The 22268-nt window shown below is 73.3% G+C and carries 16 protein-coding genes; 12 read left to right on the top strand and 4 right to left on the bottom strand.

Going from position 1 to position 22268, the window contains the following annotated elements:
* Positions 1–7: 7 nt before the first annotated feature.
* Positions 8–2137, bottom strand: a complete 2130-nt coding sequence (locus AB0J72_RS52005) for a hypothetical protein (RefSeq protein WP_363414375.1) — start codon at positions 2135–2137, stop codon at positions 8–10.
* A gap of 135 nt (positions 2138–2272) precedes the next feature.
* Between AB0J72_RS52005 and AB0J72_RS52000 the strand changes: the two genes are divergently transcribed.
* Together AB0J72_RS52000 and AB0J72_RS51995 are read left to right on the top strand one after the other, a co-directional pair.
* The gene (locus AB0J72_RS52000; RefSeq protein WP_363414372.1) at positions 2273–3199 is read left to right on the top strand and encodes a TIGR01777 family oxidoreductase; all 927 of its coding nucleotides are present in this window, start codon (positions 2273–2275) and stop codon (positions 3197–3199) included.
* Positions 3200–3333: 134 nt separating this feature from the next.
* Positions 3334–5289 (top strand): acyltransferase family protein, encoded by a 1956-nt coding sequence (locus AB0J72_RS51995; protein WP_363414369.1) that lies wholly within the window; start codon positions 3334–3336, stop codon positions 5287–5289.
* 20 nt (positions 5290–5309) lie between these two features.
* Here AB0J72_RS51995 and pflA read toward each other — a convergent pair whose 3' ends face one another.
* Positions 5310–6095, bottom strand: a complete 786-nt coding sequence (pflA, locus tag AB0J72_RS51990; RefSeq protein ID WP_363414366.1) for a pyruvate formate-lyase-activating protein — start codon at positions 6093–6095, stop codon at positions 5310–5312.
* Between the two features lie 5 nt (positions 6096–6100).
* On the bottom strand, positions 6101–8365 hold the full coding sequence (pflB, locus tag AB0J72_RS51985; RefSeq protein WP_363414363.1) for a formate C-acetyltransferase: 2265 nt from the start codon (positions 8363–8365) through the stop codon (positions 6101–6103).
* Between the two features lie 245 nt (positions 8366–8610).
* Between pflB and AB0J72_RS51980 the strand changes: the two genes are divergently transcribed.
* The 6 genes from AB0J72_RS51980 (at position 8611) to AB0J72_RS51955 (ending at position 14461) form a co-directional block, all read left to right on the top strand.
* Positions 8611–9393: a thioredoxin domain-containing protein gene (locus AB0J72_RS51980; RefSeq protein ID WP_363414360.1), complete on the top strand. Its 783-nt coding sequence runs from the start codon at positions 8611–8613 to the stop codon at positions 9391–9393.
* Positions 9390–10007, top strand: a complete 618-nt coding sequence (locus AB0J72_RS51975) for a vitamin K epoxide reductase family protein (protein WP_363414358.1) — start codon at positions 9390–9392, stop codon at positions 10005–10007. Before AB0J72_RS51980 ends, AB0J72_RS51975 begins: the two co-directional genes overlap by 4 nt.
* 30 nt (positions 10008–10037) lie before the next feature.
* The gene (locus AB0J72_RS51970; protein ID WP_363414355.1) at positions 10038–10307 is read left to right on the top strand and encodes a hypothetical protein; all 270 of its coding nucleotides are present in this window, start codon (positions 10038–10040) and stop codon (positions 10305–10307) included.
* A gap of 61 nt (positions 10308–10368) precedes the next feature.
* Positions 10369–10986: a CBS domain-containing protein gene (locus AB0J72_RS51965; RefSeq protein WP_363414352.1), complete on the top strand. Its 618-nt coding sequence runs from the start codon at positions 10369–10371 to the stop codon at positions 10984–10986.
* Between the two features lie 144 nt (positions 10987–11130).
* Positions 11131–12744: an RICIN domain-containing protein gene (locus AB0J72_RS51960; RefSeq protein ID WP_363414349.1), complete on the top strand. Its 1614-nt coding sequence runs from the start codon at positions 11131–11133 to the stop codon at positions 12742–12744.
* Between the two features lie 187 nt (positions 12745–12931).
* Entirely contained in the window at positions 12932–14461 is a 1530-nt protein-coding gene (locus AB0J72_RS51955; protein WP_363414346.1) for a S8 family serine peptidase, read from the top strand.
* A gap of 55 nt (positions 14462–14516) precedes the next feature.
* Here AB0J72_RS51955 and AB0J72_RS51950 read toward each other — a convergent pair whose 3' ends face one another.
* Entirely contained in the window at positions 14517–15212 is a 696-nt protein-coding gene (locus AB0J72_RS51950; RefSeq protein ID WP_363414343.1) for a CBS domain-containing protein, read from the bottom strand.
* A 188-nt stretch (positions 15213–15400) separates the two neighbouring features.
* Here AB0J72_RS51950 and AB0J72_RS51945 point away from each other — a divergent pair, with 188 nt between their 5' ends.
* The 4 genes from AB0J72_RS51945 to AB0J72_RS51930 all read left to right on the top strand — a co-directional run bounded on the left by AB0J72_RS51945 (position 15401) and on the right by AB0J72_RS51930 (position 22247).
* Positions 15401–15835 carry a CBS domain-containing protein gene (locus tag AB0J72_RS51945; protein WP_363414341.1) on the top strand — a complete coding sequence of 145 codons (435 nt, stop codon included), beginning with the start codon at positions 15401–15403 and terminating at the stop codon, positions 15833–15835.
* On the top strand, positions 15816–18479 hold the full coding sequence (gene ppdK, locus AB0J72_RS51940; RefSeq protein ID WP_363414338.1) for a pyruvate, phosphate dikinase: 2664 nt from the start codon (positions 15816–15818) through the stop codon (positions 18477–18479). Before AB0J72_RS51945 ends, ppdK begins: the two co-directional genes overlap by 20 nt.
* A 9-nt stretch (positions 18480–18488) precedes the next feature.
* A complete protein-coding gene (locus tag AB0J72_RS51935; RefSeq protein WP_363414335.1) occupies positions 18489–19340 on the top strand; it encodes a universal stress protein in 852 nt (283 codons plus the stop codon).
* An 84-nt stretch (positions 19341–19424) separates the two neighbouring features.
* Entirely contained in the window at positions 19425–22247 is a 2823-nt protein-coding gene (locus AB0J72_RS51930) for a cation-transporting P-type ATPase (protein ID WP_363414332.1), read from the top strand.
* Positions 22248–22268 lie beyond the last annotated feature (21 nt).

Here is a 22268-nt window from a genome sequence, read left to right as displayed (position 1 = left end):
GCACTCGTCAGGGCAGGTACGCGATCTGCGGCACCCACACGGTGGTGTCGTAGCCGTTGTTGCCGTTCTTGTTGACGTTGAAGTACAGCCACTCGCCCTTGGTGACGGGGATGTCGACCGGCGCGAACGGCAGCGTGGTGCCCGGCGCGACGATCGCGGGGCTGTCCCATGCGGGCCACACCGTGACGACGGGCGACCTCAGGGACGACGTCTCCCGGTTGATGGCGATCCGGACGCCGTCGGCCCCGCTGCCGTTGGCGGTGGAGATGCCGCCGCCGCTGGCGCTCACCCGCACCGTCCCGGTTCGTGGGGCCCGCCAGGCGCGGGCGACGTCGTAGCTGTTGCCCGGGTGCATGCCGACCGAGTCGACGAGCGCGAACTGCTCGGCGCCGTGCCAGCGCAGGTCCTGGTCGCTCCAGTCCATCTTGAAGTAGCGCATGCCGGGGCCGTTGAACCGCTGCACGTAGTCCAGTCCGTTCTCGCCGTGCTTGCCCGTGTAGTCGGTGCCGAGGCTCACCGTGCTCCGGTCGAAGCCGGCGGCGTTCAGGGTCACCTTCTGCCGGTACAGCCAGCGGAACTCCTTGGAGATGTCCGTGGTCGGCTCGTCGCGCGGCCAGACGAAGTAGTAGCCGAAGTAGACGTAGAACTCCCGGCCGACCTCGCCGTTGTCGGAGCCGTCGAGGTTCACGATCGTCTCGTAGGGCGACAGCGTCGGCTTGTTCACCGCGTCGCTGTTGAGCAGCCAGTTCGGCGTCTCGAAGTGCGCCGGGTCGTCGCCGAAGGCCAGGAAGACGCCCCGCCCGGCGCCGCCGCTGCCGCCGGCCATCAGGTACTTGCCGAGGTAGGTGCTGTAGGCGGCGTCGCCGTGGGTGCTGTAGTCGTTGGTCTCGCCGGCCTGGACGACCCAGCCCCCGGTGCCGTTCATGCCGTCGGAGGTGAAGCCGCCGTTGCGGTCGATCTTCATCCACTGGCTGACGGTGCCGCGCCGGGCGGCGTCCAGGACCTCGTCGACCGGTGCCCGGGCCACCGACGGGACCCCCGGCTCGGTGAAGTAGACGTAGAAGTAGCCGTCCTTGACGACGAACGGCATGCCGCCGATGTTGCCGTTGGCGCCGGTCTGCTGCTTGACCTCCGCGGCGATGGTCTTGCCGAGGATCTGGAAGTGTTCGCCGTCGTCGGTGGAGTACGCGAGGCCGCCGGCCCACCAGCCGGACGTGGCCGGGTTGGCGTTCTCGATGTGGCAGAACGCGAGCAGGTGCCCCTCGGGCGTGCGGTAGATGTTCTCGATCCACCAGGTGCCGTCGAACTGGTTCAGGTTGGTGAACCGGACGCTGGCCGGGTCGTGGTAGACGGGGGTCTGCGCCGGGTGCCTGAGGTCGCCGTGGAACTTCTGCAGCCGGTTGCCGGAGGAGTGGTAGAAGTCGAAGGAGCCGTTCTTCGGCACCACCGAGACGCTCCCGTCCAGGGCGTCGTTGATGCCGATGTGCTCGAAGTCGTCGGGGCCCATCACGAGCTCGGCCTGGTCGAGGGTGAACTTCGGCGGGTGGCCGTAGCTGATCCGCGGGAACCATGAGGTCGAGTCGTTGTACGTGGTGCCGTTCTTGTTCACGTGGAACAGCAGCTGGTCACCGGCGGCGACGGTGGTCTGGAAGATGTGCTGGGCCATGAAGCCCGGCCGGATCTCCTGGTACGGCTCCGACGGCCAGACCTTGGTGAGCGTGCTGCCGCTGCGCTGGCGCACGAACGCCCGGACGCCGTCGATGTCCTGTCTGGCCGGGTCGCCGTAGTCACGGCTGTCGATGGTGCCGCGCACCGTGACCGTGCCGGCCCGCGGCGCCGTCCAGCCGATCACCGCGTCGTTGACGTCGGGGTGCATCCCGCCGCGGGCGATGATGCAGAACTCGCAACTGCCGCGCCACCGGTGCTCGAGCGGCTTCCAGTCCATCTCGCTGTAGGCGGTGCCGTCCCACTGCAGATAGGACCATTCGTTGGTGTTCTTCGTCTCGGCGAAGCCGATCGCGTACTGGTAGTCGTCGGGCAACGCCTCGACCGCCGCGGCGGCCGGAATCGGACGCAGGATCTGAAGCAGCATCAGCGCGCAGGCGACGAGCGCGAGCATGCGGAACCGTCTGTTCAACGTGAGCCCCCCGTGGCTGCCGAACCGGATGCGTGCACCGTACTGAAGGCGGTCGAAGTCAGCAACCCGTACTTGAGCGACCGCTCAAACCGTGTCAGACTCCGTTTGAGCGATCGCTCAAGGGGAGGAGCAGTCATGAAGGTCGTCGTCGCGGGCGGGTCCGGCGGGCTCGGGCGGGCGGTGTCGCGGGACCTGACCGCCCGCGGGCACGAGGTGGTCGTGCTGAGCCGCTCGCCGGCCGCGCCCGGGTCCGGGCGGTGGGTGCGCTGGGACGGCGCGACCGTCGGCGCGTGGGCCGGTGAGCTGCGCGGCGCCGCCGTCGTCAACCTGTGCGGCGCGCTGGTGGACCGGCCGCCGACCGCCGCGAACGTCGCGCTGCTGACCCGCTCCCGCGTCGAGCCGACCCGGGCGCTCGCCCGCGCCGCCGCGGAGGTCGACGCCCGGGTGCCGGTGTGGGTGCAGATGAGCACCCTCGCCATCTACGGCGACGCCGGCGAGGCCGTGCTGGACGAGACCGCGCCCGCTGCCGACGGGCCGGCGCAGATGGCCGGCGTCGCCAGGGCCTGGGAGGAGGCGGCGGCGGACGTGCCGGCGCGGCGCAGGATCGTGCTGCGCACCGGCATCGTCCTGGAGCCCGGCACGCCGGCGATGCGGCGGCTGACGGGGCTCGTGCGCTGGGGGCTCGGCGGCCGGGTCGGCGACGGGCGGCAGTGGATCAGCTGGCTGCACGTCGCCGACCTGCTCGCCGTCGTGCGCCGGTGCCTGGACGACGGCCCGGCGTTGAGCGGGGTCGTCCACGCGACGTCGCCACAGCCGGTGCGCAACGCGGAGCTCATGGCCACTCTCCGGCGGGCGCTGCACCGCCCGCCGGCACAGCCCACCCCGGCCACGCTGGTGCGGCTCGGGGCGCGGGTGCTGCGGACCGACCCGGCGCTCGCACTGACCGGCCGGCGGTGCGTCCCGGCGCGACTGGAGGCGGCGGGCTTCCGGTTCGCCCACCCCGAGCTGCGGGGCGCGGTCGCCGACCTGCTGGCCGGGGGCTCGCGCCCCCTGCCAGCCTGAGCACGTCCCGCGCCGCCCCGCCCAGCGCGGTGGCCCACCGGTCGCTGACCCTGATGAGGTGATGTCGCCGGAGCCCGTCGCCACCACAAGCCCGGAGACGTTTGGAGCACTGCCGTACGGGCAGCGGCCCCGCCGTGTCCACGACTGCGCCGACGGCGGCTCCGGCGCGGTCGCCCCACCTGTCGGCGCTCGACGGCGTCCGGGCCGTCGCGCTGTGCGCGGTCCTCGTCGTGCACGGCCTGCCCGGCCTGCTGCCGGGCGGGTTCCTCGGCGTGGACCTGTTCTTCGTCCTGTCCGGCTTCCTCATCACCTCGCTGCTGCTCCGCGAGGCCGAGGCGACGGGCCGGATCTCGCTGGGCGGGTTCTGGCTGCGCCGGGCCCGGCGGTTGCTGCCCGCGCTGGTGCTCATGGTCGCGTTCGTGCTGCTCACCGCCCGGTGGCTGCTGCCCGCGCAGGACCCGGCGCCGCTGCGGACCGACGCGGTCGCCGCGCTCACCTACTGGGCGAACTGGCGGATGGCGGACCGGGGCGGTGACTACTTCACCGAGACCGCCGCCGCGTCGCCGTTGCAGCACACCTGGTCCCTCGCCATCGAGGAGCAGTTCTACCTGCTGTGGCCGCTGCTGCTGCTCCTGGCGCTGCGCCTGCCGCGGCGGCGGCTCGTCATCGGGATCGGCGCGCTGCTCGGCGCGGCCGCCTCGGCGGTCACCGCCGCGGCGCTGCCGGCCACCGACGGCACGGACCGGCTCTACTTCGGCACCGACACCCGGGCCTGCGCGCCGCTCATCGGCTGCGCGCTCGCGGCGGCCCTGCCGGTGCTGACCCGGCACGCCACCCTCCGCCGTTGTGCCGCGGCCGCCGGTGTACCGGTGATCTGCGCCGGCCTGGCTGCCGCGCGCGGCGACTCCCCGTGGCTGTTCCAGGGAGGGCTGGCACTGTTCGCGGTCGCGGCCGCCGCGGTCGTCGGCGAGCTCGCCGCGGCTCCGTCCTCGCCGGCCGCCCGCCTGCTGAGCGGCCGTGCCGTGGTCCTGCTGGGGCGGGTCTCGTACGGCGCGTACCTGTGGCACTGGCCGCTGTTCGCGGTCCTCGACGCCGACCGCACCGGGCTCACCGGCGTCCGGCTCTTCGCGGCCAGGGTGACCGCGACCCTGCTCGTGGCCGCGGTCAGCTTCGTCCTGGTGGAGCAGCCGATCCGCCGTGCGGGCGCGGTCGCCGCATGGCGGCGGTGGCTGCTGCCGGTGGGCGCCACGGCGACCGCGGCCGCGGCGACGGTGCTCGCCCTGCTGGCGGGGCCGTCCGCCGTTCCGCCGCCCTCGAACGCGGTCGCCGCGCCTCCGCTGGCCACGGTCGCCGCCCCGCAGAGCACCGGCGCCGCACCCACGGGCGGTCCGGTGACGGCCCGCCCCGGTCGGCGCGCCGGTCCCCCGCGGGTGATGGTCATCGGCGATTCCGTGTCGTGGACCCTCGGCGCGTACTGGCCCGGCGACCCCCGCTTCGAGCTCGACAACCAGGGCGTCCAGGGCTGCGGGATCGCGGTCCTGCCGGAGCTGCGCTACGGCGGCGACCCGCACCCCAACCTCCCGTACTGCGCGACGTGGCAGTACCGGTGGGGCAGCTCCGTGGCGAAGGCCGAGCCCGACGTGGTGGTCGTGCTGCTGGACCGGTGGGAGCTGATGGACCGCCGGCTCGACGGCCGGTGGACCCACGTCGGCGAGCCGGACTACGACGCGTACCTCGGCGGCCAGCTCCGGACCGCGATCGACCTGGCCGCGGGAGGCGGCGCCCGGGTCGCGCTGCTGACCGCCCCGTACACGCGACGCCAGGAACGACCGGACGGCGGTCTGTGGCCCGAGGACACCCCGGAGCGCGTCGACGCGTGGAACCGGCTGCTGCGCGCCACTGCCGCCGGCCACCCCAGCCACCCGGTCGTGCTCGACCTCAACCGCGTCGTCTGCCCCGACGGGAAGTTCACCTGGCAGGTGGGGAACGTCCGCGTCCGCAGCGACGGCCTCCACCTCACCCCGGAGGGGGTCCGCCTCGTCGTCGCCCCGTGGCTCGCCCCGCAGCTCGCCGCTCTCGCCACCACGTGACCACGCACGCGGCGCATCAGTCAGTACACGGTGAGGCCGGCGGCGGTGAAGGTGTCGCGGACCCGGGTCAGCAGCGCCTCGCCCGGGGGCGGGGTGTCCCGCAGGGTGAACGGGATGCCGAGCCGGTCGTACTTGGCGGTGCCGAGGCGGTGGAAGGGCAGGACGTCGACGCGTTCCACGTTGCCGAGGCCGGCGGCGAACCCGGCGACGCCCTCGACGTCCGCGGGGTCGTCGGTGAGCCCGGGGACGAGGACGTACCGCACCCAGACCGGCGTGCCGCGGCCGGCGAGGCGGCGCGCGAAGTCCAGGGTCGGGGCGATGGAACCGCCGGTGAGCCGGTGGTAGCGGGCCGGGTCCCACGCCTTGATGTCGAGCAGGACGAGGTCGGTGACGTCGAGGAGGTCGTCGCCGGCGCGGGCGCCGAGCGCGCCGGACGTGTCGAGGGCGGTGTGCAGGCCGAGCTGCCGGGCGCCGGTGAAGAGCGCGTGGGTGAACGCGGGCTGCAGCAACGGTTCGCCGCCGCTGACGGTCATGCCGCCGCCGGTGGTCCGCACGAATTCGGTGAACGTGCGGACCTGGTCGATGACGCCGCCGGCGGTGGTCCCGGTGCCGTCCCGCATCCGCCAGGTGTCGGGGTTCTGGCAGTACAGGCAGCGCAGCGGGCACCCGGCGAGGAACGCCACGAAGCGGGTGCCGGGCCCGTCGACGCCGGTGGAGACGTCCCACGAGTGCAGCCGGCCCGGGACCGGACGCCACCATTCGGGGGGAAGGACGGTGGCGTCCGGCCGGGTCTGGGAGGAACGCATCGGGGTCATGCCGAGCCGTGGAAGGTCCGGTTCACGACGTCGCGCTGCTGCTCCGGGGTGAGCCGCACGAAGTTGACGGCGTAGCCGGACACGCGCACGGTCAGCTGCGGGTACCGCTCGGGGTGCTCCATCGCGTCCAGCAGCGTGGCCCGGTCGAGCACGTTGACGTTGAGGTGGAACCCGCCGGCGGCCGTGTAGGCGTCGAGGATGCGGGCCAGGTTGGTGACCCGTTCGGCGTCGGCGCGGCCGAGGCCGTCGGGGGTGACGGTGCTGGTGAGGGAGATGCCGTCGCGGGCCGCCGCGTAGGGCAGCTTCGCCACCGACAGGGCCGAGGCGACCATGCCGTGGGTGTCGCGGCCGTTCATCGGGTTGGCGCCGGGCGCGAACGGCTCGCCGGCGCGGCGGCCGTCCGGCGTGTTGCCGGTGTGCTTGCCGTACACGACGTTGGAGGTGATGGTGAGCACCGACTGGGTGTGGATCGCGTCGCGGTAGCTGGGGTTGGCGCGGACCTTCTCCATGAACGTCTCGACCAGCCACACGGCGATGCTGTCGGCGCGGTCGTCGCCGTTGCCGTAGGCCGGGTAGTCGCCGTCCACCGTGTAGTCGACGGCGAGGCCGGTGGCGTCGCGGACCGGCGTGACGCGGGCGTAGCGGATCGCGGCGAGGCTGTCGGCGGCGACGGAGAGCCCGGCGATGCCGCAGGCGAGGAACCGGCGCACCGGGTAGTCGTGCAGCGCCATCTCGATGCGCTCGTAGGCGTACTTGTCGTGCATGCAGTGGATGATGTTGAGCGCGTCGACGTACGTGCGGGCGAGCCAGTCGAGGGTGCGGTCGAACGCCGCGAGCACCTCGCCGTAGTCCAGGACCTCGCCGGTGAGCGGTGCGGTCGCGGGCGCGACCTGGACGCCGCTCATCTCGTCGCGGCCGCCGTTGATCGCGTACAGCAGGGCCTTGGCGACGTTGACGCGCGCGCCGAAGAACTGCATGTCCTTGCCGACCCGCATCGCCGACACGCAGCAGGCGATCGCGGTGTCGTCGTCGCTGTGCCGCCGCAGCAGGTCGTCGTTCTCGTACTGGATGGCGCTGGTGTCCATCGACACCTTCGCGCAGAAGCGCTTGAACGGCTCGGGCAGCGCCGGCGACCACAGGACGGTCAGGTTCGGCTCGGGCGCCGGTCCCAGGTTGTACAGCGTCTGCAGGTACCGCAGCGACGTGCGGGTGACGAGGGTCCGGCCGCCGGCGCCCATCCCGCCGATCGACTCGGTGACCCAGGTCGGGTCGCCCGAGAACAGCTGGTCGTACTCGGGGGTGCGCAGGAAGCGGATGATGCGCAGCTTCATGACGAAGTCGTCGACGAGCTCCTGCGCGCCGCTCTCGGTGAGGACGCCCTCGTCGAGGTCGCGTTCGAGGTAGATGTCCAGGAACGTCGAGGTGCGCCCGAGCGACATCGCGGCGCCGTTCTGCTCCTTCGCGGCGGCGAGGTAGGCGAAGTACAGCCACTGCACGGCCTCCCGCCCGGTGCGGGCGGGACCGGCGATGTCGAAGCCGTAGCTCGCGGCCATCGTCTTGAGCTCGTCGAGGGCGCGCAGCTGCTCGGCCAGCTCCTCGCGGTCGCGGATGACCTCGGCGGTCGACGGCCGGTCGTCCAGGGACGCCTTGTCGCGGCGCTTCTCGGCGATGAGGAAGTCGACGCCGTACAGCGGGACCCGGCGGTAGTCGCCGATGATGCGGCCGCGCCCGTACGCGTCGGGCAGGCCCGTGATGACGCCGGCCTTGCGCGCGGCGAGGATCTGCGGCGTGTACGCGTCGAACACGGCGGCGTTGTGCGTCTTGCGGAACCGGGTGAAGATCTCCTTGACGAGGGGGTCGAGCTCGTACCCGTAGGCCTTGAGCCCGTTCTCCACCATCCGCAGGCCGCCGAAGGGCATGATGGCCCTGCGCAGCGGCGCGTCGGTCTGCAGGCCCACGATCAGCTCGTGCTCGCGGTCGATGTAGCCGGGCGCGAAGGCGGTGATCGACGCGGGCGTGCGGGTGTCGACGTCGTGGATGCCGCGCTCGCGCTCCTGCGGGAACATGGCGGTCAGCAGGCCCCACACGTGCGTGGTCCGCCGCGTCGGGCCGGCGAGGAACGTCTCGTCGCCCTCGTACGGGCGGACGTTGGCCCGCACGAACCCTGCCACGTCGACCTGGTCCCGCCACGGTCCGCCGCGGAAGCCGCGCCAAGCGGCGAGCCCAGCGGTGGTTTCGGTGGGGGCGCTGATGGTGGTCATCGGTTCCTCCTCGGGTCGGTTCCAGCCTTGTCCGCGGCGACCGGAGACGGCAGGGCCGTTGGTCCCGCCGCCTCCGGGACACCCGTCACCGCGGCCGCGGTGCTCCCTGGACGAGGGCTGCCGGTCCGGGCTGCCGGTCCGGGCCGTCGGTCCCGGTCAGGAAGGGTCTTCCGCCTCATCCGCCGTCTCGCAGTACGGGCGGAGGCTGACAGCGCGTACACGCATCCGACAGGGGGACCGCCGACATGGGGACACAGGCACGCACGCCGTCACGGCAGGCCCGGCAGGCCCGGGAGGCACGCGAGGCACGGCAGGCGCGGGCGGAGGCGCAGCGGCGCACCCGGCGGCGGCACCGGAACCTGGGTGTCGCCGGTGGTGTCGTCATCGTCGCGCTGCTCGCCGCGATCGCGTTCGTCCTCGTCGACGCGGCCGGCGGCGACGACCCGCCCGCACCGCCCGCCGCGCAGTCGACGGCGGCCCCGGCCGGCGCGACCGCCACCGGCGCGATCGTGACCGGGACGGGTCCGGTCACGGTGACGATCTACCTGGACTACCTCTGCCCGTACTGCGGGCGGTTCGAGCGGGCGAACAGCGGCGACCTGGAGCGTCTCGTCGCCGCCGGCACGGTCCGCCTGGAGCTGCACCCGCTCGCGTTCCTCGACCGGGCGTCGCAGGGCACCCGGTACTCCACCCGCACCGCCAACGCCGTCGCCACCGTCGCCGACCGGAGCCCGGCGAAGGTGCTCGCGTTCAACGCCGCGCTGTTCGAGCAGCAGCCCGCGGAGGGCGGGCCCGGCCTGACCGACCAGCGGATCGCGGCGATCGCCACCGGCGCGGGCGTCCCCGCCGACGTCGCGGCGTCGTTCACCGAGCGCCGCTTCGAGCGCTGGGTCGCGACGTCCACCGACTGGGCGTTCCAGCACGGCGGCGTCACCGGCACGCCGACGGTCCTGGTCAACGGCAAGGTGTTCGAGGGCGACCTGTACACGGCCGGTCCGCTGGCCGCGGCCGTCGCGGCCGCGGCATGACCGCCCTGGAGCGGGTCCGGCGGCTGCGGCACAGCAACGGCTGGATCTACGGCACGATGCTCGTGTCGGCCGTGCTGAGCCTGGTCGCGTCATTCGTGCTGTCGGTCGACGCGGTCCGCCTCGCCGCCGACCCGGCCGCCGACCTGACCTGCAACATCAACGCCGTGCTGTCCTGCGGCACCGTCGGGCGGTCCTGGCAGGCGCAGCTGTTCGGCTTCCCGAACGCGTTCTTCGGCCTGGTCGCCGAGCCCGTCGTCATCACCATCGCGGTCGCGAGCCTCGGCGGCATGCGCTTCCCGCGCTGGTTCATGCTGGCGGCACAGGTCGTCTACACGCTCGGCGTCGGGTTCGCCTACTGGCTGTTCTACCAGTCGTCGTACGTCATCGGCGCGCTGTGCCCGTGGTGCCTGCTGGTCACGGTGTCCACCACGCTGGTCTTCGCCACCCTGACGCACGTGAACCTCCGCGACGGCCACCTGCCGCTCCCCCGCCGCGCCGGACCGGCCCTGCGCGCCGCGATCGACGCCGACCTCGACGCCGTCGCCGTCACGATCTGGCTGCTCGTCCTCGCGCTGCTGGTCGTCGTGAAGTACGGCAGCGCGCTGGTCGCCTGACCGAGCACCCGCCGAGGACGGAGCCGACCCATGACACACACGCTGATCGTCACCGCCGTCGTCCTGATGGTGTACGGCGCTGCCGCCGCCACCGTGCTGACGATCTACCGCACGGCCGACGTGAAGGCCCCGCGCCTGGCCCGGATGGAGTCCGACGCCGCCCGGCGCCTCGTCGCGGGTAGCCTCGACCAAGTCGGATACCGGCGGACCATGGCCGTCCTCGCCGCGCTGGACGACGTCGCCCATCCACTCGCCGTCCCCGGACCGCCCCGTCAGGACGACGGCCCGGCGACCAGGTGACCTTCGGCCCGTGCGGCCGCAACGGCCACGGAGCACCGTGGACCGTGAAGGGGGTAGGGCCATGAAAGACCTATGTGTCCGTGACGTGATGAACCCGTCGGTGGTGGTCGTGACGGCCGACTGCACCGATCGGCACGTCGCCGACGTCATCACCGAGTTCGGGGTGAGCGGCGTGCCGGTCGTCCGCGACGACGACCGGGTGATCGGGGTGATCTCCGAGGCGGATCTGCTGCCCCTGCTGCGCCCGGGCGCCGGCGACGCGCCGGCGGGCACCGCCGGCACGATGATGTCCACGCCGCCGGTCACGGTGACCGCCGGGGCGCTGGTGAGCGCCGCCGCCGGGCTGATGGAGCGGCACCGGGTGAAGCGGCTGCCGGTGCTCGACGACGACACCGGCACCCTCGTCGGGATCGTGACCCGCCGGGACCTGCTGCGCGGCGCGCTGCGCTCCGACGAGGCGATCGAACGGGAGCTCATGGACGAGCTGCTCATCCAAGGGCTGTGCCTCGGGGACGACGGCGTCACCGCCGACGTCCACGACGGCACGGTGACCTTGTGCGGCGGCGCCGCGCGGCGGCGGGACGCCGTGGTCGCGGCCAGGATCGCCGGCGGGCTCGACGGCGTGGTCTCCGTGGTCGACCACATCAGCGTGCCGGCCTCCCCGCAGCCCCGTGGATGACCGCCCGCCGGCTGGACGGCAGGGTCGTCCGCGCCCGGCCGGTCGCGGTCGCTGAAAGTTACAGTGGCGTTTGACTTCATCGATGCACTCCGATAGCTTCGCCGACACCCTTGGGAAAGCCCTTTCCCCGTGAGGAGTCGCGTCATGAAGCGTCGCTGGCGCATCAGTGTGCTCATCGGGACGGCGGTGACCACGCTGCTGGGCGTGGGCGTCGTCGTCGCCCTGCCGGCCGCGTCGGCGGCCACGGTCGACACGTCCGCCTGGTACGTGATCGTCAACCGCAACAGCGGCAAGGCGATGGACCTGTGGGAGTGGTCCACCGCCGACGGCGCCCCGGTCAACCAGTTCACCCGCAACGACCTCGCCGTCCAGCAGTGGCAGTTCGTGCCCACCGACAACGGCTACTACCAGATCAGGTCGCGGCACAGCGGCAAGGTCCTCGAGCTCGCCAACGCGAGCGACGGCGCCAACCTGTACCAGCAGACCGCCGCCGCCGGGAACAACCGGCAGCAGTTCACGCTGAAGGACTCCGCCGGCGGCTACGTGCGGCTGCTCAGCCGGCACAGCGGCAAGGCCCTCGACGTCTGGGAGTGGTCGACCGCCGACGGGGCCCGCATCTCGCAGTACACCGACACCGACGGCGCCAACCAGCAGTGGACGCTCGCCCGCGTCGGCAGCGGCACGCCGACGACGTCGCCGCCGGCCGGCGGGTGCGGCACCGGCGCCTTCAACGCCGAGGCGGTGCTCAACGGCGGCACGTGGACGGCGCGCAACGGCGGCACCACCGCGTACACGGGCACCGACATGCGCGCGGCCGTGCAGGCCGCCGTCAACAGCCTGCCGGCCGGGCGGACCTCGAAGCAGCGCGTCGTCGTCCGCGGCTCCGGCACGATCAGCGCCGGCGCCCGCATCTCGCTGCCCAGCTACACCACGATCGACGTCTGCGGCACGATCAACGTCACCGGCACGGGCTCGGGCGACCAGGCGCCGATCTACTCGCGCGGCACCACCGACGTCGAGGTGCAGCACCTCACGCTGACCGGCGCGCCGCTGTACGGCATCTTCATGCGCAACGTCACGAACGTCGTGCTCGGGCAGATCGACATGCGGCTGTCCGGCGGCCTCGGCGTGCGCATCGACAACCGCGGCGACACCAGCCAGTGGACCCGCAACGTCCGGATCGGCACGGTGTACGTGTCGGGCGCGAGCTCGCACGCGGTCGAGACGTACGGCGTCGACGGCATCACCATCGGCACGGTGACCGCGCGCAACGTCGGCGAGTCGGGCCTGCTGCTCAACCAGACCGTCAACGCGACGGTCGGCACCATCGATGCGGAGAACGCCGGGACGGGCACCGGGTACGCCGCGTTCCGGATGGCCAACCGCAACGGGCGCATCGGCAGTTCGTACACCACGAACATCCGCGTCGGGACGGTCCGTGCGCGCGGCGGCGGCCGGGGCATCTTCTGCGTCTCGGAGAGCGGCGGCGCCGTCGTCGACCGGGTCGACATCGCCGACACCGGCAACAACGCCGTCCTGATCGAGAACTGTTACAACGTCACCGTCGCCACGAACGGCGGCACGATCAGCGGCGGCGGCGAGGTCCGGCTGGCCGAGCGGACCGAGTTCCCCGGCAACACCGACATCACCCTGCGCAACTTCACGCTGACGAACAACCGGATCGTCGAGAACCCGTGCACGGACCGGCTCACGATCTCCAACGTGACGCTGAACAACTCGACGATCACCCGCTGCTGAACCCCACCTGGCGCCTGTCGGGTCATCGGTCGCCGCCGCGACCGAACCGCCGATACGTCCGGCGGGCGGCTGACAGGCGCCGGGTGCGGTTCGGTGGCGCTCCAGGTCCGGGCCCTGCCGTCCGGCGGCTCCGGCCCGAATGATGGGGCCAGGCCCGTCGATCACGGGCATCCGGAGGGAGTCCAGAGTGCGCAACACACGCAGGCGAGGCCTGCTTCGGGTGGCGGCCGCGGCGGCGCTGCTGCCGGTGGTCATCGGCGGCACGGCCTGCGGCACCCAGTCGGTCGCGTCGGCGGCGCACCCCGCGTCGAACGCCTGGGCGTCGAACATCTGGATGGGCACGGCCGCCTCGGGCGCGGGCCTCTCGCTGGCCGACGTGCGCAAGACCATCGGCGCGAGCACCGGCACGGCCGCCGGCCTCACCGGCGCCGGGGTCGGCGTCGCGCTGATCGACACCGGCATCGCGCCGGTACCCGGGATGCCCGCCGCACAGATCATCAACGGGCCGGACCTGTCGTTCGAGTCGCAGTCGTCGAACCTGCGCTACCTCGACACGTACGGGCACGGCACGCACATGGCCGGCATCATCGTCGCCAACGACCCGACCACCGGCACCGTCGGCCTGGCCCCCAAGGTGAAGCTCACCTCCGTCAAGGTCGGCACGTCCAACGGCGCCGTGGACGCGTCGCAGATGATCGCCGCGATCGACTGGGTGGTGGCACACCGCAACGACGACCCCGCCAACCCGATCCGGGTCATCAACCTGTCCTACGGCACCGGCGGCACGCCGAACTACTGGACCGACCCGGTGGCCTTCGCCGCGGAGCAGGCCTGGAAGGCCGGCATCGTCGTCGTCGCCGCCGTCGGCAACGACGGCAAGCAGATGACCGACCCGGCCACCGACCAGTTCATCCTCAACGTCGGCTCGGCCGACACCCGCGGCACATTGTCCACATCGGACGACACCATCTCCACGTTCACCAGCCTCACGTACAACGGCCCGTCCAACCGCCGCACCGACCTGCTGGCACCCGGCCAGTCGATCCTGTCGCTCGCCGACCCCGGCTCCAACATCGACGTGTCCTACACCTCCGCCCGGGTCGGGACGACCCTGTTCCGCGGCAGCGGCACCTCCCAGGCGACCGCGGTCACCAGCTCCGCCGTCGCGCTGCTGCTACAGGCCCGCCCGTCGCTCACGCCGGACCAGGTCAAGCACCTGCTGATGACCAACGGCGACGTCCTGACCAGTGGCAACGCGGCCGGGCTGGGATACCGCGAGCTCAACCTCGCCAAGGCCCTGACCGCGCCGACCCCGAACGTGAAGCAGAACTTCACCTGGTCCAACGGGTCCGGCCCGATCGAGGACGCCCGCGGCGGCAGCCACGTCGTCCGCGACAACGTCGCGCTCACCGGTGAGGCCACCATCTGGGGCACCCTCAGCACCGGCGCCTGGGCGTCCCGCAGCGCGACGCAGAGCTCGTGGTCGGGCGGGCAGTGGATGGGCCACCAGGTGACCGGCAGCGGCTGGACCGGGACGTCCTGGGCGTCGAAGACGTGGGCCGTCTCGGCCTGGTCCGGCACGCCGTGGGGCGCCGCCGCCACCTGGTCCGACCCGGGCTGGTCGGGCCACTACTGGTCCGGGCACTACTGGTCCAGCGGCACCTGGAGCGGCCACTACTGGTCCAGCGAGGACTGGTCCACCGCCAGCTGGGAGTGAACCCCGGCAACGAGGACGCCCAGGCGCTGCGCGCCTGGGCGTCCTCGCGCACCGGTCAGAACATCGCCGGGGCGCGGTAGGGCTTCGGCTGGTCGGCGGTGTCGTCCCGGTCGAACGACAGGTGGCTGACCACGTCGACGACGCCGTCGACGCGCTCGATCTGGCGGACGAGCGGCGGGACGAGCGAGCCGCGGTCGACCTCGCCGAGCAGGGTGACGACGCCGTCGTCGACCTCGACCCGCAGCTGCGAGCGATCGATGCCGACGAGGTCGTCGACGGCCTCGGTGAGGATCTCGCGGCGGATGTCCTCGTCGGAGCGCAGGAACACCTTCAGCAGGTCACGGCGGGTGACCATGCCGATGAGGCGGCCCAGGTCGTCGACGACCGGCAGGCGCTTCAACTCGTCGTTCTCCATGATGCGGGCGGCGGCGACCACGGACGTGGTGCTCAGCACGGTGACGGCCGGGGCGTTCATCAGCTCGCCCGCGGCGGTCGCGTGGGCCTTACCGCGCGCCTGGCGGGTGTGCCGGCCCTCGAACAGCCGCGGGTGGTCGTCGTCGCCGGCGAACTCGATCTTCGGCACCAGGTCGGCCGAGGACACGACGCCGACGACCCGGTCGTGCGCGTCGACCACCGGCACCGCGTTGATCTCGTGCGCCTCCAGGAGGTCGACGATCTCCTTGAACGGCGTGTCCTCCTGCACGGAAATCGCGCCGATCGTCATCACGTCGGCAACGTTCCAGCGTCCCATGGCCTGCCTCCTGCTCATTCCGTCGCTGTCTGCTGAGCCGAACGTATGGCCCGCCGGCACCCCGCGGCAGGGCACAACGGCACCTCCGCGGGTGCCGTTCGACCGGCCCGCGCCACCGGGTCCAACGGCCCTGTCCGCGACCGGAAACCGTGCCTACCGTCGAAACGGGAATCTCCTGGAGGTGCACCGTGACCGTGCCGACCATCGGCGACCGCGCCAGCCTGCAGCACCTCGTGGACGTCGTCGAGGCGTCCCGCGCGTCGCACGTCGCGGTCGTCGACGACTTCGGCCGGCTGCTCGGCGCCATCGACACCGCCGACCACCCCGACCTGTTCGCCGGCGCCGACGGTCCCCGTGTCGCGGGCACACCCCGGCACCGGCGCCGCCGGGACGCCAGGCGCCACACGGCGGCCGGCGACCTCATGGCCGACGCCGTCGTGGTCGGCGAGGACTGGTCGACGGCGCGGGCCGCGCACACGCTCACCACCGCCGGGGCGGACGTCGCGTACGTCGTCGACGACCTGGGCTGCGTCCGGGGCACCGTCACCATCCGCCAGTGCCGACCGGCGCCGGCGGCGCACACCGTGCCGAAGGAGGCCGGCCGTGACCAAGTACGTGTATGACTTCGCGGAGGGCAGCAAGGAGCTCAAGGACCTGCTCGGCGGCAAGGGCGGCAACCTCGCCGAGATGGCGAACCTCGGGCTGCCCGTGCCGCCCGGCTTCACCGTCACGACCGACGCCTGCCGGGCGTACCTGCGCGGCGGCGACGAGCCGTTCGGCCTGGCCGACGAGATCGGCCTGCACCTGGAGCGGCTCGAACGGCAGGCCGGCCGGCGGCTCGGCGACCCGGCCGATCCGCTGCTGGTGTCGGTGCGGTCCGGCGCGAAGTTCTCGATGCCGGGCATGATGGAGACCATCCTGAACGTCGGGCTGAGCGACGCGACCGTCGCCGGCCTCGCCGCGCAGACCGGCGGCGACGACCGGTTCGCCTGGGACTCCTACCGGCGGCTGATCCAGATGTTCGGCAGGACCGTGTGCGGAGTGCCCGGCGAGGCGTTCGAGCAGGCGCTCGACGACGCCAAACGCGCCGCGGGCACCACGGACGACCTGGGCCTCGACGCGGCCGCGCTGCGGGGGCTCGTCACGCGGTACCGCGAGATCTTCCGCGAGCACACCGGCCGCGACTTCCCGCAGGACGCACGGGAGCAGCTCGACCAGTCGATCCGCGCGGTCTTCAACTCGTGGAACGGCGAGCGGGCCGTGCTGTACCGCCGGCAGGAGCACATCCCGGCGGACCTCGGCACCGCCGTCAACATCGTCGCCATGGTCTTCGGCAACCTCGGCCCGGACTCCGGGACCGGCGTGGCGTTCACCCGCGACCCGGCCACCGGCGCGCCCGGCGTCTACGGCGACTACCTCGCCAACGCCCAGGGCGAGGACGTCGTCGCCGGCATCCGCAACACCGTGCCGCTGCAACAGCTCGCCGCCGACGACAAGCGCGCCTACGACGAGCTGATGGTCATCATGGCGAAGCTGGAGGCGCACTACCGCGACCTGTGCGACATCGAGTTCACCATCGAGCGCGGCAAGCTGTGGATGCTGCAGACGCGCGTCGGCAAGCGGACCGCGGCGGCCGCGTTCGTCATCGCCGCGCAGCTCGTCGACGAGGGCGTCATCGACCTCGACGAGGCGCTGCACCGGGTGACCGGCGCCCAGCTGGCCCAGCTGATGTTCCCGGCGTTCGACCTGACCCAGGCGCCCGAGCGGCTGGCCCGGGGCATCGCGGCGTCCCCGGGCGCCGCGGTCGGCGCGGTGGTCTTCGACGCGAAGCGGGCGGCGGCGCGGGCCGCACGGGGCGAGCGGGTCATCCTGGTGCGGCGCGAGACCAACCCCGACGACCTGCCCGGCATGATCGCCGCGCAGGGAATCCTGACCAGCCGCGGCGGCAAGACGTCACACGCGGCGGTGGTCGCCCGCGGCATGGGCAAGACGTGCGTGTGCGGCGCCGACCGCATCGAGGTCCACGATGGACACTTCACGGTGGACGGCCGGACCGTGGCCGAGGGCGACGTCGTCTCGATCGACGGCAGCACCGGCACCGTGTACCTCGGCGCCGTGCCGGTGCAGGAGTCGCCGGTCGTCCGGTACTTCGAAGGCACGCTCTCCCCCGACGCCGACCCGCTGGTCGCGGCCGTCGACCGGATCCTCGCCCACGCCGACAAGGTGCGGCGCCTCGGCGTGCGGGCCAACGCCGACACCGAGGACGACGCCGCCCGCGCCCGCCGGTTCGGCGCCCAGGGCATCGGGCTGTGCCGCACCGAGCACATGTTCCTCGGCGAGCGGCGGCCGCTGGTCGAGCGGCTCATCCTCGCCGGCACCGACGACGAACGCGACAAGGCCCTCGCCGATCTGCTGCCCCTGCAACGCGCCGACTTCGAGCGGCTGTTCGAGGCGATGAACGGGCTGCCGGTGACGATCCGGCTCATCGACCCGCCGCTGCACGAGTTCCTGCCGCCGCTGGACGAGCTGGCCGTGCGGGTCGCCCTCGAGGAGTCGCGCGGCGAGCCGGACGGGCACGACCGGGCGCTGCTCGACGCGGTCCAGCGGATGCACGAGGAGAACCCGATGCTCGGCCTGCGCGGGGTGCGGCTCGGCCTGGTCGTGCCCGGACTGTTCGCGATGCAGATCCGCGCCGTGGCCGAGGCGACGATCGCCTGCCGCGAACGCGGGATCACGGTCCGGCCGGAGATCATGGTGCCGCTCGTGGGCGCCGTGCAGGAGCTGGAGGCCGTCCGCGAGGAGGCGCTGCGGCTGCTCGGGTCGCTCGGCGTGCAGGCCCGGGTCGGCACGATGATCGAGGTGCCGCGCGCCGCCCTGACCGCCGGCGAGATCGCCCGCGCGGCCGACTTCTTCTCCTTCGGTACCAACGACCTCACACAGATGGGGTGGGGCTTCTCCCGCGACGACGTCGAGGGCGCGTTCTTCACCCGCTACCTGGAGCTGGGCATCTTCGGCGTCTCGCCGTTCGAGTCGATCGACCGCGACGGGGTCGGCAGGCTGGTCCGCATCGCGGTCGACGAGGGCCGCCGGGCCCGGCCGGACCTGCACATCGGGGTCTGCGGCGAGCACGGCGGCGACCCCGCCTCCATCCACTTCTTCCACGACGCCGGGCTCGACTACGTCTCCTGCTCGCCCTTCCGGGTGCCGGTCGCCCGGCTCGAGGCGGGCCGCTGCTCGGTCGTCGCGACCGGTTCCGACTCAAGGTAAGGAGCTGTCATGAACATCCAACGAGTCGTCGTCGGGTACGACGGATCCGACGAGGCCCGCAAGGCGGTCGACTGGGCCGCCGCCGAGGCCGTACGGGCGGGTGCCCGGCTGCAGATCGTGCACGGCTACCAGGTCTCGTGGCCCGGCGTGTACTACGACGTCACGGCCGAGCTGATCGAGGCGGCGGAGCGGGCCGGTGAGCAGCTCGTCGCCGAGGCCGTCGCACGCGTCCGCGACCGCCACGACGGGCTCGACGTCGTCGGCGTCGCCGTCCACGCGCCCGGCGCGGCGACGCTGCTCGACCTGGGCGAGGCCGCCGGCCTGCTGGTCGTCGGCAGCCGCGGCGCCGGCGGGGTCAGCAACCTGCTGCTGGGCTCGGTGAGCCAGCAGGTCGCCACGCACGCCCGCACGCCCGTCGCGGTCGTGCGCGGGCACTCCGACGCGGTCACCGGCCCGGTCGTGGTCGGGGTCGACGGCTCGCCGTCGGCGGAGGCGGCCGTGCGGCTGGCGTTCGAGGCGGCCGTCGCGCGCGGCACCGACCTCGTGGCGGTCCGCGCCTTCGTGCCGCCGTCACCGGTGCTGGTCCCGCGCGAGGCGGCCGAGGCGGCGGAGCGGGCGGCGCTGGAGTCGTCGCTGGCCGGGTGGCGCGAGCGGTACCCCGGCGTGAAGGTCGAGGCGCTGCTGGCCGCCGGACGGGCCGCCAAGGTGCTCATCGGCGTGTCGCACACGGCGCAGCTGGTGGTGGTCGGCAGCCGCGGGCACGGCGGGTTCGCCGGGCTGCTGCTGGGGTCGGTCGGGCAGCAGCTGATGCAGCACGCCGAGTGCCCGGTGCTGATCGCGCACGCGCCGTCGGCCACCTGAGCCGCTGGTCCTACATCGAAGGTCCCGCCTGAGGCGGGACCTTCGCCGCTGGGCGGCGGGGGTGGACGATGAGAGGGTCGAGGCATGACCACGACGTTGACGGACCCGGCCGGGCTCAGCGCCACGGAGGTCACCGCGCTGCGGGAGCGGCACGGGCGCAACGAGCTTCCGGCCGCGCCGCCACCGTCGATCGTCGCGCGGATCGGCGTGCAGCTGCGGGACCCGCTGATCGTCGTGCTGCTGGTCGCCATGGTCGTGACCGCGGCCCTGCGGGACGTCAGCGACCTGATCGTCATCGCGCTGGTGATCGTCCTCAACACCACTGTCGGCGTCGTGCAGGAGCTGCGCGCCGACCGGGCGGTGGCGGCGCTGCGCCGCATGGCCGCCCCGTCCGCCAGGGTCCGCCGCGACGGCGCCGACGTCTCCGTCCCCGCCGCTGAGCTGGTGCCCGGCGACGTCGTGCGGGTCGAGGCCGGCGACATCGTCCCCGCCGACCTGCGGGTCGTCGAGGCGGTCCGGCTGGCCCTGGACGAGTCGGCGCTCACCGGCGAGTCGATGACGGTGGCCCGGTCCGCCGGCGACGAGCTGTCCGCGGGCACCGTCACCGCCACGGGGCGCGCCACGGGTGTCGTCGTGCGCACCGGCCAGCACAGCGCGCTGGGCCGCATCGCCGCCCTGGTCGCCGGGCAGCCGCGGCGGCAGACGCCGCTGCAGCGCCGGCTCGTCGGGCTCGGCAAGGTCCTCGCCCTGACCGCGGTCGTGCTGTCCGGGGTGGTGTTCCTGGTCGGCGTGCTGCGCGGCCAGCCGGTCACCGAGATGCTGCTGGCCTCGGTGAGCCTCACCGTCGCCGCCGTGCCCGAGTCGCTGCCGGCGGTCGTGACCCTGGCCCTCGCTCTCGGCGCGCACCGGATGGCGCGGCGGTCGGCGATCGTGCGCCGCCTACCCGCCGTGGAGACCCTGGGCTCCGTCACCGTCCTCGCCACCGACAAGACCGGCACGCTCACCGAAGGGCTGATGAGCGTCGAGCGGCTCCTGCTGCCCGGCGGCGGCGAGATCACCCTGACCGGCACCGGCTACGCCCCTTCCGGGACCGCGACGCCAGAGCCGGGCGCCGCCGGGCTCGAGCTCGCCCGGGCGCTCGTGCTGTGCAACGACGCGGACCTCGACCACACCGGACCCGCGTGGGTGCCGGTCGGCGACCCGATGGAGGCCGCCCTGCTCGCCGCCGCCGGACGCTGCGGTGTCGACCTGACGGTGCGGCGGGAGTTCCCCCGCGTGGCCGAGGTGCCGTTCGATGCCGTGCGACGCCGCATGACCACCGTTCACGCCGACCCTGCCGGCGGATACCTGGTCGTGTCCAAGGGCGCACCCGACGTGCTGCTCGCCGCCACACCGCCGGCCCCCACCACCGACGACCACCGGGCGCCTGCCACCGACGGCCACCAGGCGCTCGCCGCCAAGGACCATCAGGCACTCGCCGCGGAGCGCTACCAGACGCTTGCCGCCGACGGCCACCAGGTGTCTGCCGTCGAGGGCTACCGTGCGCTTGCCGCCGAGGGCTACCGGGTGCTTGCCGTCGCGGGTGCGCACCGGGACTCCGTACCGACGCCGGAGGACGCCGAACGGGACCTGCGGCCGCTCGGGCTGGTCGCTCTCATCGACCCGGTGCGGAAGGCGGCGCCGGCGGCCGTGGCCGCGTTGCGGGACGCGGGCATCGAGGTCATCCTCATCACCGGGGACCACCCGGCGACGGCTGCGGCGATCGCCGAGCGGGTCGGCCTGGCCACCCCTGGCGCAAGGGTCGCGCTCGGCACCGACCCGACCAGCCTCGCCGCGGCACCCAGCAACGACCCGGCCGCCGCTACTCGTCCCCACAGCCCGGACGGGGCCACGCCTCCCCATGCTCTTGACGGCACCGCGCCACCTCACGGTCTGGCCGGCGCCACGCATCCTCACGGCCCAGGCATCGCCGCGCCAACTCACGGCCCTGACGGCACTGCGCCACCCCACAGCCTGGGCATCGACGCGCGGCAGAACGGGGCGGGCGGTGCGGTGCCAGTCGTGTATGCGCGGACCAGTCCCGAGCAGAAGCTGACCATCATCGAGGGGCTCCAGCGCGGCGGTGCTGTCGTGGCCATGACCGGTGACGGTGTGAACGACGCGCCGGCCCTGCGCCGGGCCGACATCGGGGTCGCGATGGGCCGTGGCGGCACCGAGGCCGCTCGCCAGGCCGCGGACCTCGTCCTCGCCGACGACAACCTCGCCACCGTCGCCACCGCGGTGCGCGAAGGGCGGCGCATCTACGCCAACATCCGCCGCTTCCTCGTGTACGCGCTGTCCGGTGGCGCCGCCGAGGTGCTCGTCATGCTCGCCGGACCGTGGCTGGGCATGCCTGTGCCGTTGCTGCCGGCGCAGATCCTGTGGATCAACATGATCACGCACGGGTTGCCGGGCGTCGCGCTCGGCGGGGAGCCAGCCGACCCTGGCCTGATGCGGCGGCCGCCGCGCCGCCCGGACCAGGCGATCCTCGGTGGGCTGGCCGCGCCGATCGCCGTCACGAGCGCGCTGATCACCGCCACGGTGCTGGCCGCGGCGCTGTGGACGCGGCACGCCGGCGGGCCGTGGCAGAGTGTGCTGTTCCTGGTGCTCGGCCTCGCGCAGCTCGGCGTCGCCCTCGCCCTGCGGGCCCGTGGCGGCGGGCAGCGCAACTGGAGCCTGGACGCCGCCGTCGGGCTGTCCCTCGTCCTGCAGCTCGCCGCCGTCTGGCTCCCGCCGCTGCAGTCCCTGCTCGGCACGACGCCGCTGACCCTGCACCAGGCGCTGGCCTGCGCCGCGGCGGCCGCCGTCCCGGGCCTGGCGACCTTCCTTCTCGGCTATCACGTCCGGCGGGCCGCTCCGGCCAGATGACCGCTGGGTACGGCCGGACCG

It is taken from the genome of Dactylosporangium sp. NPDC049742, assembly GCF_040674675.1.
In the GTDB taxonomy this organism is placed as follows: Bacteria; Actinomycetota; Actinomycetes; order Mycobacteriales; family Micromonosporaceae; genus Dactylosporangium; species Dactylosporangium maewongense.
This window is presented reverse-complemented; position numbering and strand designations above follow the sequence as displayed.